A 13146-nucleotide genomic window follows, 5' to 3' on the forward strand; every position below is an offset into this window, starting at 1 on the left:
TTTCACCTCAAGCTTCCGCCACTTCTTTGAATTGCTCGATCAAGGCCACGGCTTTTTCCAACACTTTCTCGGTTTTTTCGTTCAACTCTTCCAAACTGCCGAAGCCGAAGCGATGCACGTCGCGCAACACTTTGTCGACCGCGATCAGTTTGCCGACCAACACCAGCGCCCGGCCGAAGCCTTCGTGGGTGATATTGATCACCGGTACCGCCATCAGACCGCAACGTTTTTCCACCAGCGAGGAAATGGCGTTGTAATACGCCTTGACGCGGGCCAGCGTAATTTCGTCTGGATCGCCGATGACCGGCACTTCGCGTTTGCGCTCCTTGGTCATGATCAGCGGATCGATGATTTTTTCCTCGGACCAACCTTCGTAGGTGTCGTAGGTATCCATTGCTCTGAGTTGTTTGATCATCTCGACAACGATTTCAGAGCTCATCAAAGGGTCGCCGGCTTCGACGACGAGTGCGGGTTGAGACATGGTGGGTTCTCCAGTGGTTTTGGTTAGGGCGGCGAACCGCCGCAATTTGTCGATTCGTTAAAGCGCTTACTCGTCCCAGCCTTCGTCTTCCATCGCATCGAAGCGGCCGGCATCCGGCCCCTTGTGCGCGTTGATGGCCTTGGTCAGCCAGGCGGAAGGCCCGGCTTTCATTTCGTTCTGCAAATCGCCGATCAAATCCTTGATGGTGCTGCCTTCATGGACTTTGATCGGCTGTATGCCCTGGGCGATGATTTGCTTGATCGCCGAGGCGCCGATGGCTTGGCAATAGACGGCCGCGCAGCCGTCCAGCAGTTGAATCTTGACCGACAACTTATCCTCGTTACCGTCCTGGGCCAGTTCGCCGAACTGCGCGGCTTCCAGCATTTCCGATTGCTCGGGGTCGACCGCGTAGACCGCGAACGAACGGGCTGAACCGAAATGCTGGTTGACGTGCACCATATCGGTAGTGGCAAAGGCGACTTTAATCGCGGTTTCCATGGGCATCCTCTGTTCAGGGGTATGCACAACCTGCATGCGACGGGCTAGTGACATGACGGCGAGCAGGCGTGGCGTTCGTTTTCCGGTTTTTGCGAATACGGCGAGTGATAGACTTCGATCTCTTCGTGCGCGAAGTTGATCACCAAGTTAGCCAAGTCGAACAAAGCTTGGCGCGTGCCGCGATAACCGATCCAGGTTTTTTGATAGCCGCCGATGATGTCGTACAACGGAAAGCCGGTGCGCAGGATAGGCACGCCCAGGCGTTCCGCGCTATCGACCGCGTGCGAATTGCCGATCAGCAACTGCGCGCCGTTTTCCCTAGCGGTCAGCTCCAGATCTTCCAGGTCGCCGATCTTGACGCTGCTAACCGGCATTTTGCTCAGAATCGCCGCGTTAGCCGGGCTGATCGCCGCGACCACGTCGCCGCCCATGCCCTTGATCAAATGCACGCAGGCATTCAGCAAATCGGGATCCGCAGCGATCGCCACCTTGAGCTGGCCCAGCATGAAATGGGTATCCAGCATCGCGTCCTGCAATTGAGCACGTTGGCGTTCTATCCGTTGCGGGACCGGCTGTTCGCTGATTTCGGCCAGCGCCAGGATCAGCGCATCGTTGGCTTCCAGGCCGTACAAATGTTCGAAAAAGTAACTCGGCACCCCGGTTTTTTCTTGCAGCAACTCGCCGGCTTTATGCAAGGAAGGTCCAATGATCAGCGAGGCCTTGGCCTCGCCCAGCGTAGCCAGTTCCGACACCGGCGTACCGCCTATCGTCACCGGCGAAAACTCGTCTTCGGTCAAGCTGCCGTCCAGCGAATCGGATAAATCCGGCACCAGCACCGGCCGCAAGCCGAACATCTCTATCGTGTCGCGCAGGGCTTCCAGGTCGCCGGGCGTCAGCATGTGGCTGACCAACACGTTCACCTGCCGACGGCGGTTGCCGGGTTTGGTACCGGCGGTTTCGGCATCAGGCACCAGCGCGTTGACGATCTCGTGTATCGTCGCGGCATAGCCGGTCTCGACGCAACCAGTGAAATCCGGGGTATTGACCGCGACGACGGCAACGTGATCGTACTCCGGATACTTGGCGCGAAATTCGCGCACGTTGCGCTGTACGTCGCAACCCTGGGTTTCGGCCAAACCGGTGGTCAACACCGCGATCAAGGCCGGATTGGATTTCTCGGCGATGGCTTTCAAACCTTCGACGACGTTTTCGTCGGCGCCCAGCACCGAGCTGGCTTGGTCCATCGCGGTGGTTTGCAATGGAATCGGTTCGCGAAAATGCCGGACGAAAAACACTTTCGCGAATGCGGTACAGCCTTGCGAACCGTGCAGCATCGGAATCGCTCGGTCGAAACCCAGGCAAGCCAACGAACCACCGGTTGGCGCGCTGGCCTTTAACGGACTGACCGAGAGTGCTTTCTTACGTTTGAGAATTTCCGCCATCGCCGCCTACCTAGTTGCCTGAGTCAATCGCACACCGTCTAATCGGACTAAGCCGCCTGAATTTTTAACGCCGGCTCCACCGTTTCGCTGGTAACGGGCTTGGCGAGAGCGCCGACGCGCCAGGGCATCGGCGCCCTGACCGACTCCCAAACCGGGCTTTCCAACGTCAGCGCCAACTGGCGAACCAATTCCAGCATGCCTTCGTAACCGGCATAACCGAATTCGCGCTCTTGGTTGATATCCAGGAACGGGATTTTGGCTTTCAACGCGGTGTACATATTGCGGCCACCGGCGATCAGAATATCGGCCTTGTAATCGTGAACGACCTTCAACAAGGCTTTCGGGCTGCCGTCCTCGATCATCAGCGTATCTTCGCCCATCAGCTCGCGGATGCGCGCCTTGTCTTCCTCGGTGGACTTTTTGGTACCGGTCGCGACCACGACCATCCCCAAATCCTGCAAGGCCGAAATCACCGACCAGCTCTTGACGCCGCCGGTAAACAACAGCACTCGCTTGCCTTTCAAACGCTCGCGCCACGGCGCCAGCGCCGCGCGGATTCGAGCCTCTTCGCGGGCAATCAGCGCCTCGGTGCGTTCGGTCAAATCCGGATCGTCGATGACCTTGGCAAAATCGCGCAAGGACTGGCTGGTATCGGTAATGCCGTAGAAGCTGCCTTCGAACCACGGGGTTTTGTAATCTTTTTCCATACGACGGGCCACGTTCAGCATTGCTTTCGAGCAGACCATCATGTTGACTTCGGCCTTGTGCATGGTTTGCACCTCGCGGAAGCGGGCGTCGCCGGACAAGGTGCACAGCACCCGCAAGCCCAGTTCGTCCAGCAAGGGCAGTACATGCCAGAATTCGCCGGCGATGTTGTATTCGCCGACCAGATTGACGTCGTGAACCTTGATACCGGGCCGCTCGGTACCCGGCGGCAATGGATCGGGATCGCGCGTGCCGACCACATGGTTCAGCATCGCATCGGCCGCGATCCGGTTGCCCAGATTTTTAGTGCCGTAGAAACCGGCGCTATCGATAGGTACCACCGGCACGCCCCACCGCTCCGCGGCTTCCTTGCAGGTCGCGTTGATGTCGTCGCCGACCAAGGCCGGTACGCAGGTGTTGTAGACGAACACCGCCGGCGGATTGTAGGTCTCGATGGCTTGTTTGATCGCGTGGAACAGCCGCTTTTCGCTGCGGCCCATCACGATATCCTGTTCGGTCAAATCGGTGGTCATGCCGATCCGGTATAAGTCCGGCCCCGACGACCGGGTCCCGCGGTTATCCCAAGAGCTGCCGGCGCAGGCAATCGGCCCGTGGACAATATGGGCGACATCGGCGATAGGCAACAACGCAATCTGGGCACCGTCAAACGCACAACCGCCCGCGGCGGAGCCGGGTTTAGGCTTGGCACAACCGGATTTCTCCTTCTTGTTGTGTTCGCAAGCCGGTTCGTCCAATAATTCCGCAATGTCTTTATTCGTTTTCATGACACGACCCCAAGTTTTTGCTTATCAACTTGCAACCGGCGTGCCAAGCAATAACCCGATGATTTTCCAGCGATTCCCGGACAAGCTTTTTGTAGGAAAACCGACAAACCACTAAGCGCGGGCGACAAACATTTGTCGGATACTCGGTCGTTCCGCCCGGCGATTCGGCTGGACTTTGTCGAACGCCCCGTAGCCGCCAGCCTCTCGCTAACTCTAACGCTTAACGCTACCCGCGCAATCCAGTGCGACCGGCCTACTGAAGTCCATGGCTTTTGCGCCCCTACTCGATTCGACGCTTACCAACTCGGACAGCCCGTTAAATGTTGAAAATAGGCAACGGCGGCGCGAAGCATTGAACTTGCTCATGTTCGGTTCGAAAACCTATCCGACCGGCCGCTCGACATCGGACTGGTCGTTGTCGTATTGCTAAGTATTGGTACGGAGATACGGAACAGCGTCGTCAAGATCCAACAGCGCTGTATCGGCTATTGGTCCTGAGCAAAAGGCTTACTACCGCGCTGTTCACGCTGGAACACTCAGGAACCGATGACGTAAAAAGCCGCAACCATTTATCGCAATGATTCAAAACAACTTTTTTCAGGAGATCACTATTGATTCGACACGGGCGAAAGCGCACTATCTTCGCCGTCGCCCACGCATTGTTGAAAACCGTGTGTTTGGCGATCCGATAGGGCGACTGCTATCGGAATGCCCAAACTGATGCGGATCTTTCAGAACTACTATTAAAGGGCCGGCATCGCTACACGGTTAGGATTGCGCCCCTCTACAAGCTATTAACCAGCTATGGACTTCAACCTATCATCGATCGACATGTATCCGCATCATCTATATGTCGCCAACTCTAGAAACCCGCGCATCGCGTTCTCTAATCCGCCGAACTGATGGGCTGAATCTCTTCCGGCAATTTGGTACCCAAATGCTTATTCAATTGGCCCTTGCTCGCCAAAATTCGGTACTGCGAGAATAACTCGTCGTATTTGGCGTTAATCAACGAGCTCTTGGCAACGTACATCTCGTTGTAGGTATCCAGCAAGTCCAACAAGGTGCGCTGACCGATATTGAACTGCTGTTGGTAGGCGGTGATGGTTTTTTCGGCCGAGTCTGCGTGTTGTTTGTAGAACTCCATCTGGCTTTTCACGGTCTGGTAAGCCACCCAGGACAAACGCATACTTTCGACCACTTGGCGATGGGTGTTGTCGCGGATGTCCTTGGCCTGATTGATCAATTGCGCGGTCTGCTCACGGCGGGCGATGTCCTTGCCGCCGTTGAACAGATTGTAACGCATCCGCAACATCGCGGTCATGTCCGAGTTGGTGCCGCGGATACCGTCCAAGTTGTAATTGTGGCTGACGCCGGTTTCGATATCGAAACGCGGAAAGTACGGTGCCTTGGCGGTTTCGTGCTGGGCGAAGGCCGATTCCACGTCCGAATTCGCCGACTTCAGAATCGGATGGTCGGCCAGCGCTTCGTCGATGGCTTGTTCCATCGTCGCCGGCAACGCGGCGGTCGGCGCGGCGACCGGTTCGACCGCGTCCGGCAAGATGCCGATCACCCGTTGAAAGCCGGTTTCGGCGTCTTTCAGGTTACCGGTCTCGGACCAGACGTTCTTCTCGGCCAAAGCCACCCGGCCCATCGATTGATCGACGTCGGCCCGCTTGCCGACGCCGCGCTCGCTACGCAATTTGATTTGCTCGTTGGTGCGCAAATGCAGTTGCAGGTTGTCCTTGGCTAGATTCAGTAACTCCTGACGGCGCAACACTTTCAGGTAGGCTTCGACGCCGTCCAGCGCGGTGATCTCGGACTGGCCGAACACGGTGTAGGCGCGCGAATCGGTACGTTTTTCCTGGCGCTCGACTTCGTTGGGAGTAGCCAGACCGTCGAACAACATTTGCCGGACCTGGATGGCGCCTTCCTCGCGATGATAAAACACCGAGCCGTCGCCTCGGGTACGGGTGGTCGGATTGTTCGACTCTTCCCAACCGATGCCGGCCGTGGCGTCCACGGTCGGAAAGTAACCGGCCTTGGCTTGGCCAATTTCTTCCTCGACCGCCCGGCGTTCGGATTTGGCCGCCTGGATCTTCGGGTTGTCGTCCAGCACTTTCTGGATCGAATCCTGTAACGTTACCGCGTAGCCGTCGGTCGCAAACGCTAGTTGTATCGCGATGCTTACACCCCATCCGGTCGTCGATTTCATGCCTATCCTCTTTGATATTGGTCGGTTTCTTTTAACAATATGGCCAGATGCAAGCGATCGTCGACACCCAATTTGCGGAATATCGACGATAAATGCGCCTTGACTGTGCGCTCTGAAATATTCAGCGCCAGCGCGATACGTTTATTGTTTTCGCCCTGGCGGATCAGATTGGCGACTTCGAGCTCGCGCGCCGACAAGCCGGCGATCTGCTGCAGTTTCTGCTCGGCGTCGTAACGATTTTTCACTGTTTGAGTTTGTCTGGCGCGGGTCAACGCCCCGATCACCTTGGGGACCAGGGCGCGGCGTATCCAGATGTCGCCGTCCAGAATGCAGGCGACGGCCCGCTTCAATAATTCGGCGGATTCGGATTGATCGCAGTAACCGGCCGCGCCGTTGATCAACACTTCGATTTGCCGGCTATCCGGCCAATCGCAGCCCATCACTAGAAAACGGGTATGGCGGTTGGAAAACAACGCCATCAGACTGGCATCGTCGTCCAGCTTCTTAGCGTCCAGAATGACCGCGTCGGCGGTGAATTCGGTCTTGGGATTGTGCAACATACTGACCGTGTATTCCGAAATCAACGCGTGGTTCCATTGCGCGGTCAACTGGGGATTATTAGAACAAATCAATAGGTTAGCCACGGATATGCCGTTTGTAATTATCGTTCTCTCAACGCCCTATCCCTGGCCTTGAATATCGGCTTCATCAGGTATTCGAGCACGGTTTTCTTGCCGGTCAATATATCGACCTCGGCGGTCATGCCGGCAATGATCTGCAAGCGTTCCCCTCGGTTTTGCAAAGTGTTCGTGGCGGTGCGCAGGCGGATCAGGTAATAGCTGTCCTCATCCTTTTTTTCGCCGGGAATACTGTCGGCGCTAATATGCTCCAACACTGCGTCCAAACCGCCGTATATCGAATAGTCGTACGCGGTTAGTTTTACCACAGCTTGCTGTCCGGGGTGAAGAAAAGCGATGTCGGCCGGGCGGATTTTGGCCTCGATCAGCAACTGATCCTCGACCGGCACGATTTCCAACAAATCCATACCCGGCTGAATTACGCCGCCGACCGTATTGATCTTGATGCGCTTGACGGTGCCCTTGACCGGCGACAACACCCGCGTCCGGCTGACCCGGTCTTCCAGCGCAACGGCGGAAGCGCTGGTGCGATCCAACTCGGCCTTGGTCTCGTTCAATTCCTTCAAGGCCTCGGTCCGAAAGCGCGCCTTGATTTCGGAAAGTTTGTTGCGGGCTTCGTCCAGCGCCGAACGCGCGCGCGGCATCGCCAGATTGGCCGAATTCAATTCGCCGCGCAAATCGTTGGCGGCCCGCTGCAGCCGCAACAATTCGACTTGCGACATCGCGCCGTCGGCCACCAGCGGTTCGGACATTTTCACCTCGTCCTGCAGCATTTTATAGCTACGTCCGAGTTGCTCGCTCTTGGACTGCAACTCGACGATTTCCTGTTCGCGCTGGCGAATCTGCTCGCTGAGAATATCGGTGTTCGACTTCAGTTCGTGTTGGCGGGAAGCCAACAACTGCCGGACATTGTCGGCGATTTGCGGCGCCTGCTTGACTACTTCGTCCGGCAATTGCAACGCGCCGCCGTTGATTTCGGCGTTCAAGCGGGCGGTATTGGCCAGTAGCTCGTAATACTTCAGCTTGGCTTCCTGAAACGACGAGGCAAAACGCACCCGGTCCAGTTGCAGCAAGACTTGATCTTTTTCGACGCTATCCCCCTCGCGCACCAGGATTTCCGAGACGATGCCGCCTTCCAGATTTTGTACGACCTGGATCTGGCTGGACGGTATCGTCTTGCCTTGACCGCGCGTCACTTCATCCAACGTCGCGAAATTGGCCCAGACCAGCGCGACGACCACGAAGACCAGCGTGGTCAGCAAAATCAAATGACTTTGGATCGGCAATTCGTACAGCGCGCTGCCGTCGGCGATGTCGAAATCGCGGCGGTCCTCGCTGCGATAGCGGTAGTCGGCCAGCCAAGCACCCAAAGTTTTTTTCATCCGGCCACCTTGATCTGGCCTTGCCGCAAGGCTTCCAACACGTGGTCTTTCGGCCCGTCGGCGACGATATGGCCGCCGTCCATGACGATGACCCGGTCCACCAGACTCAACAGCGAAGCTTTGTGGGTCACTAGGATCAGGGTCTGATCGGACAATTGCGCCGCGAAGCGCTGCTTGAAGGCTTCCTCGCTGCTGTTGTCCATCGCGTTGGTCGGCTCGTCCAGCACCAACAACGCCGGCTGCAACAGCAAGGCCCTGGCCAGCACGATGCTTTGGCGTTGACCGCCCGACAAACCGGCGCCGCGCTCGCCGACCGGCATGTCGAAACCGAGCGGATGGCGGGCGGTAAACTGCGCGACGCCGGCCAACTCCGCCGCCCGCAGCATCGCCGCGTCGTCGACGTACCCGGCGCCGAATACGATGTTGTCGCGGACGCTGCCGAACATCAACGCGTTATCCTGCGGCACGTAGCCGATTTGGCGACGCAATTCGGCGGGATCGAGCTGGCGACTATCACAACCGTCCAACAAAATCGCGCCTTGTTGCGGCTGGTACAGCGCCAGAATCAATTTCTCCAGCGTACTTTTGCCGGAGCCTATCCGCCCGATCACGCCGACCCGCTCGCCGGCCCGAATCTTGAACGACACATTGTCCAGGGCCGGCACCGGCTGGCCGGGATAGCTGAAGCCGACTCCGCGAAACTCCACCTCGCCGGCCAGACGCGGCCGGTGCAGATAATCCTTACCGGCCTCGCGTTCCACCGGCAGGTCCATCATCCGCCGCACCGAGGCCAGGGCCATCCGCGCCTGATGATAGCGGGTCAGCAAGGCCGCGACCTGACCGACCGGCGCCAAGGCCCGGCCGGCCAGCATCGTGCACGCCACCAGGCCGCCGGTGGTCAAGTCGCCGTCGCCGATCCGGTAAACCCCGGCCACGACCAACAGCACCGCCGCCAGTTGTTGAAAGAACGCAGTCAAATTGACGGTCAAGCTGGTGTACAACCGGGACTTCAAACCCAGCCGCGCCAATTCGCCGATATTGTTTTCCCAACGCCGTTGCAACTGGCTGGCCGCGCCGGTGGTTTTAACGTTTTCCAAATTAGTCAGGGCTTCGATCAAGGTCGCCTGGTTCTCCGCGGCGTAGCGAAACATCGTATCGACGGTTTGCCGCAACGGCGCCTGCAAGGCGATGCCGGCCAATACCGCCAGCGGCAATATCGCCAACGGAATCCAGGCTAGTGGGCCGGCAATGCTGTACACAATCAATACGAACAGCAGCAAAAACGGCAGATCGACCAAGGTCACCAAGGTGGCCGACGTCAAAAACTCGCGGAAGGCCTCGAATTCGTGCAAGCGGTTAGCGAATGCGCCGGCCGAGGCCGGGCGAGCTTCCAGGCGAATGTTCAACAATTTTTCGAAGATGCCGGCCGACAACACGATGTCGGCGCGCTTGCCGGCGGCGTCTATAAAGTAGCCGCGCAACAGCTTCATCGCCAACTCGAAGCCGAACACGATCAACACCCCGAGCGCCAGCACCCATAGCGTTTCCAGCGCGTGATTCGGCACCACCCGATCGTAAACATTCATGAAGAACAACGGCGCCGCCAACGCGAACAAATTGATCAGCAACGACGCGGCCAACACCTCGGCGTAGATCGGCCAAGCCGCGTAGACCACATTGCGTATCCAATGGCCGGACCGTGCCGCGCCGAGATCGGCGGTTCTGGCATCGAAGCGGTGATTGACTCGAACGAAGAAAGCCCGGCCGGCATACAGATTCTCCAGTTCGGTGCTGGGCAGCGTCTTCTCGCCGCCGGTTTCAGACACGGCGATGCGGCAGTTCGTCCCATCCTTGCCGATCAACACGCAGGCGTGACCGTCGCGCAGCAACAGTACCGCCGGCAAACTCAAGGCCGGAATGTCGGCCAGCGGCCGGCGCAGCAAGCGCGCCGACATGCCGGCCCGCTCGGCGGCCCGCCCGAACAGCGCCGGCGTCAGTTTGTGATCGACCAAGGGGAGTCCCGCGGTCAACGCCGCCGGGGTTTGCGAAATATGCAGGTGCCGGCAAACTGCCAATAAGGCGGCCAGCAACGGATCGTCGAAACCGGTGTCCTGGGTTCCGGCTATCGTTAGGTGGTCGAGCATGAAGGCGGGAAAAATGGTTGAATAAGTGACGGTATCGACGGTTTGGTCGGCAATTATAGGCTAGTTGGCGCGCGGCGGAGAAAATCGCCAGTCGCTGGGGCTTAATGGTCTCTGATAGGTAGCAAGCTTGACGCCGGCAGGCCGCTAGTGGAAAGCACCGAAAAGCACACCGGCGCCAGAGACATGGAGTTCGAACGACTGAATTCTGACGATCAGTGACCGTAATTCAATGATTACCAGCATTTCATATTAACTGAGGGAGGCTCTATTGCAAGACCTGACCCCGTTTTTGGACTACGCGTTTTATTGCGAGCTCCGTCTGCACCACCTAAATTAGGCCCATTTTGCATCTTTATTTATTACAAACATCAGAGAGGTACGGAAGAATCATGGCAAGTTTATCTTCACCAAAATGAACGGTCTCCATTTGCATCTCGTGGTTATACCTGATTTTAATAAAATGATCGGATATGGATCTTATTAAATCATCGATGTTTGTTGTTAAATACTTAGCTTGAAATCCATTTTTAATTATGTCTGACTGCATAGCCCATAATTCGATCAGAGAGTGATTTCTTGGAGCTTTTTTGCCATCCTTCTTTAACAGAAATTTCAGATACATTTCACAAGCAAAACACCCACAAACGACATGGGGAAACACTAACAGCTGGTTCTGCTCAGCAATTGGAACGGTTGAGTTAAAGCACCTAATCGACGCGTCCCTAAACTGGTTTGCCGTAGCGACCATGTCATCTAAGGCGTCGGAGTCCGGATTTTTCGACGGCACTCTAAATGAAGCTAAGTGAAACGTGCATTTTTCATCAGTCATCCGTATCGCCTAAACGACAAACAAAGTCCTTGCATAGATAGGGATACCATGTAGTGGAGCTAACCGGCTCTGCGCAGCTTTATCCCGCTGCATCCAGCAACTGAAAGGAGCGAGGTTGGGCGCAGAATTAGAAGCGTTCCGTACCTGCACTTTTGGCTTCCTTTCTCGGATTATGTGGCCCGCAAAAACTGTAGCCGGAAACAGTATGATTTTTCTTCATGTCGTCTGAAATGTTCACCACAAGCTTGAATAGACTACCCCACGTTGCAATTGGAATGTGCTTTCCGGAAGGGTGCTCAGGCTTGAAATCGAGCTCAATGGTCGCGGAGGCTAACCAGTTTTCCGGAATGCCCTTCGCAGAAAGATGCTTATTTAGGATTGAGCTGTAGCCGGAAACCAGTTTTGAAAACTCTGAACTTGCTGGGAATATTGATTTCGTAAGGAGATCAAGGCGAACTATTTGAACACCACTCTGTTGCGCAAGAAGACAAAGTTTTCCAATACCCCAATAGCCACCTACATCGTTGTTGCGGCTTATGAACGAACCATATAACCCGGATGCGATGTTTTTGAGCTCCTTCCGTCGTGCCATGGTGAACCTCTAATTAATCGAGCTCCGATTAGCGATAGCATAACCGGAGAAATGTTGACTTCGAAACGAGCGATTTGGCAAGCTAATTTCACAATTGAAGGCAGCTTATCTGCATTTTTTGTCTATTCAATTTCATCGTCATTGACCTGCTTAGGGTCGATTACAGTTATTAACTGTCAACACTAGACTCCCATTCACCGAGCGCTATTGGTTATTCGAAAACATCAACGGCTACAATCCTGTTCCTTATTCAAACTTCAAGTACTCGCCAGGCACCCCATTCAATGCCAAGGCCAGGTTTAAACGATCAGACGCCCCCTCAATACATCCGCTTGCGGAACAACCAACCCGCGCAGCTTAGCGAGGCCAAGCCGATCAAGGCCATCGGCCAGTATTGATGCAGCAGCGCCGGGCTGTCCAGGCCTTGCAGGAATACCCCGCGGACGATGACCAGAAAGTAGCGTAGCGGATTGAGCAAGGTCAGGGTTTGCACGGCTTCCGGCATGTTGGCGATCGGCGTGGCATAGCCGGACAGGATCACCGCCGGCACGATGACTAGAAAGCCGCCCAGCAAGCCTTGCTGCTGAGTCGTCGACAGCGAGGAAATCATCAGGCCGACGCCGACGATCGCAAACACGTAGAACACGATGCCGATATACAAGGCCGTCAAACTGCCCAGCAGCGGCACCCGAAACCACAGCACCACCATGACGATGCTGAAGGTGGCTTCGAACACGCCGATCAAGAAGCCTGGCACGGCCTTGCCGACCACGATTTCCCTGGGCGTCAGCGGCGTCACCAATAACTGGTCGAAGGTGCCCTGCTCGCGCTCGCGCGCCACCGACAGCGAAGTCACCAGCATCGTCACCACCAGGGTCAACAAACCGACGATGCCCGGCACGATGAACCAACGGCTTTCCAGATTGGGATTGAACCAGGCTCGGGTCCGCAATTCCGCGGCCGGCAGCGGCAAACCGTGGTCCCTGGCCCAGGCGAGGTTGAAATCGGCGATCACGCTTTGCGCGTAGCCTTGGGCAATTTGGGCGGTATTCGAATCGCGGCCGTCCAGCAGGATTTGCACGTCGGCCGGTTGGCGGCCGCTCAGCAGGTCGCGGCTGAAATGCCGGCCGATATGCAACACCAGCAACACTTGCTTGGTATCCAGCACTTCGGCGACTTCGGCATCGCGCTGCAAGCGCCGCGCCTCCCGAAACGCCGGCGCGCCGCCGAAGCGGGCGATCAACTCGCGCGAGGCGATGCCGGCGTCTTCGTTGTACACCGCGATCGGCACTTGGTTGAGATCGTAAGTGGCGGCGTAGCCGAACACGAACAATTGCACGATGGGCGGCGCGATCAACACGAAACGACTTTTCTTGTCCTTGACCAGATCGAGGAACTCCTTGACCAGCATTGCGTAAATCCGCCAAAACATCGC

General features: G+C 56.6%; 11 protein-coding genes. All 11 read right to left on the bottom strand.

Annotated elements, in window-relative coordinates; all coding sequences use genetic code 11:
* Positions 1-7: 7 nt before the first annotated feature.
* Complete coding sequence (locus ACQE3E_RS18375) at positions 8-481, bottom strand: NifX-associated nitrogen fixation protein (RefSeq protein WP_064029646.1); 474 nt, start codon at positions 479-481, stop codon at positions 8-10.
* A 66-nt stretch (positions 482-547) separates the two neighbouring features.
* The gene (gene nifX, locus ACQE3E_RS18380; RefSeq protein ID WP_082885565.1) at positions 548-979 is read right to left on the bottom strand and encodes a nitrogen fixation protein NifX; all 432 of its coding nucleotides are present in this window, start codon (positions 977-979) and stop codon (positions 548-550) included.
* A 44-nt stretch (positions 980-1023) separates the two neighbouring features.
* Positions 1024-2421 carry a nitrogenase iron-molybdenum cofactor biosynthesis protein NifN gene (gene nifN / locus ACQE3E_RS18385; RefSeq protein ID WP_064029649.1) on the bottom strand — a complete coding sequence of 466 codons (1398 nt, stop codon included), beginning with the start codon at positions 2419-2421 and terminating at the stop codon, positions 1024-1026.
* 47 nt (positions 2422-2468) lie between these two features.
* Entirely contained in the window at positions 2469-3911 is a 1443-nt protein-coding gene (gene nifE / locus ACQE3E_RS18390) for a nitrogenase iron-molybdenum cofactor biosynthesis protein NifE (RefSeq protein WP_064029651.1), read from the bottom strand.
* An 886-nt stretch (positions 3912-4797) separates the two neighbouring features.
* A complete protein-coding gene (locus ACQE3E_RS18395; protein ID WP_071160495.1) occupies positions 4798-6126 on the bottom strand; it encodes a TolC family outer membrane protein in 1329 nt (442 codons plus the stop codon).
* 2 nt (positions 6127-6128) lie between these two features.
* Positions 6129-6770: a response regulator transcription factor gene (locus ACQE3E_RS18400; RefSeq protein WP_064029655.1), complete on the bottom strand. Its 642-nt coding sequence runs from the start codon at positions 6768-6770 to the stop codon at positions 6129-6131.
* A 17-nt stretch (positions 6771-6787) separates the two neighbouring features.
* Entirely contained in the window at positions 6788-8146 is a 1359-nt protein-coding gene (locus tag ACQE3E_RS18405) for an HlyD family type I secretion periplasmic adaptor subunit (RefSeq protein WP_427500921.1), read from the bottom strand.
* Positions 8143-10290 (bottom strand): type I secretion system permease/ATPase, encoded by a 2148-nt coding sequence (locus ACQE3E_RS18410; RefSeq protein ID WP_427500922.1) that lies wholly within the window; start codon positions 10288-10290, stop codon positions 8143-8145. Before ACQE3E_RS18410 ends, ACQE3E_RS18405 begins: the two co-directional genes overlap by 4 nt.
* Positions 10291-10642: 352 nt before the next feature.
* The gene (locus tag ACQE3E_RS18415) at positions 10643-11119 is read right to left on the bottom strand and encodes a HEPN domain-containing protein (protein WP_071160498.1); all 477 of its coding nucleotides are present in this window, start codon (positions 11117-11119) and stop codon (positions 10643-10645) included.
* Between the two features lie 127 nt (positions 11120-11246).
* Entirely contained in the window at positions 11247-11711 is a 465-nt protein-coding gene (locus ACQE3E_RS18420; protein ID WP_427500923.1) for a hypothetical protein, read from the bottom strand.
* Between the two features lie 319 nt (positions 11712-12030).
* Positions 12031-13143, bottom strand: coding sequence for an ABC transporter permease (locus ACQE3E_RS18425; protein WP_427500924.1), 1113 nt, complete (start codon positions 13141-13143; stop codon positions 12031-12033).
* Between the last annotated feature and the right edge of the window lie 3 nt (positions 13144-13146).

This window comes from Methylomonas sp. MED-D, assembly GCF_050276835.1.
In the GTDB taxonomy this organism is placed as follows: domain Bacteria; phylum Pseudomonadota; class Gammaproteobacteria; order Methylococcales; family Methylomonadaceae; genus Methylomonas; species Methylomonas koyamae_A.

Coding starts and splice junctions, on each gene's coding strand:
- ACQE3E_RS18375 (WP_064029646.1), bottom strand. CDS start 481: ATGTCTCAACCCGCACTCGTCGTCGAAGCCGGCGACCCTTTGATGAGC.
- ACQE3E_RS18415 (WP_071160498.1), bottom strand. CDS start 11,119: ATGACTGATGAAAAATGCACGTTTCACTTAGCTTCATTTAGAGTGCCG.
- nifN (WP_064029649.1), bottom strand. CDS start 2,421: ATGGCGGAAATTCTCAAACGTAAGAAAGCACTCTCGGTCAGTCCGTTA.
- ACQE3E_RS18405 (WP_427500921.1), bottom strand. CDS start 8,146: ATGAAAAAAACTTTGGGTGCTTGGCTGGCCGACTACCGCTATCGCAGC.
- ACQE3E_RS18410 (WP_427500922.1), bottom strand. CDS start 10,290: ATGCTCGACCACCTAACGATAGCCGGAACCCAGGACACCGGTTTCGAC.
- nifX (WP_082885565.1), bottom strand. CDS start 979: ATGGAAACCGCGATTAAAGTCGCCTTTGCCACTACCGATATGGTGCAC.
- ACQE3E_RS18395 (WP_071160495.1), bottom strand. CDS start 6,126: ATGAAATCGACGACCGGATGGGGTGTAAGCATCGCGATACAACTAGCG.
- ACQE3E_RS18425 (WP_427500924.1), bottom strand. CDS start 13,143: ATGTTTTGGCGGATTTACGCAATGCTGGTCAAGGAGTTCCTCGATCTG.
- nifE (WP_064029651.1), bottom strand. CDS start 3,911: ATGAAAACGAATAAAGACATTGCGGAATTATTGGACGAACCGGCTTGC.
- ACQE3E_RS18420 (WP_427500923.1), bottom strand. CDS start 11,711: ATGGCACGACGGAAGGAGCTCAAAAACATCGCATCCGGGTTATATGGT.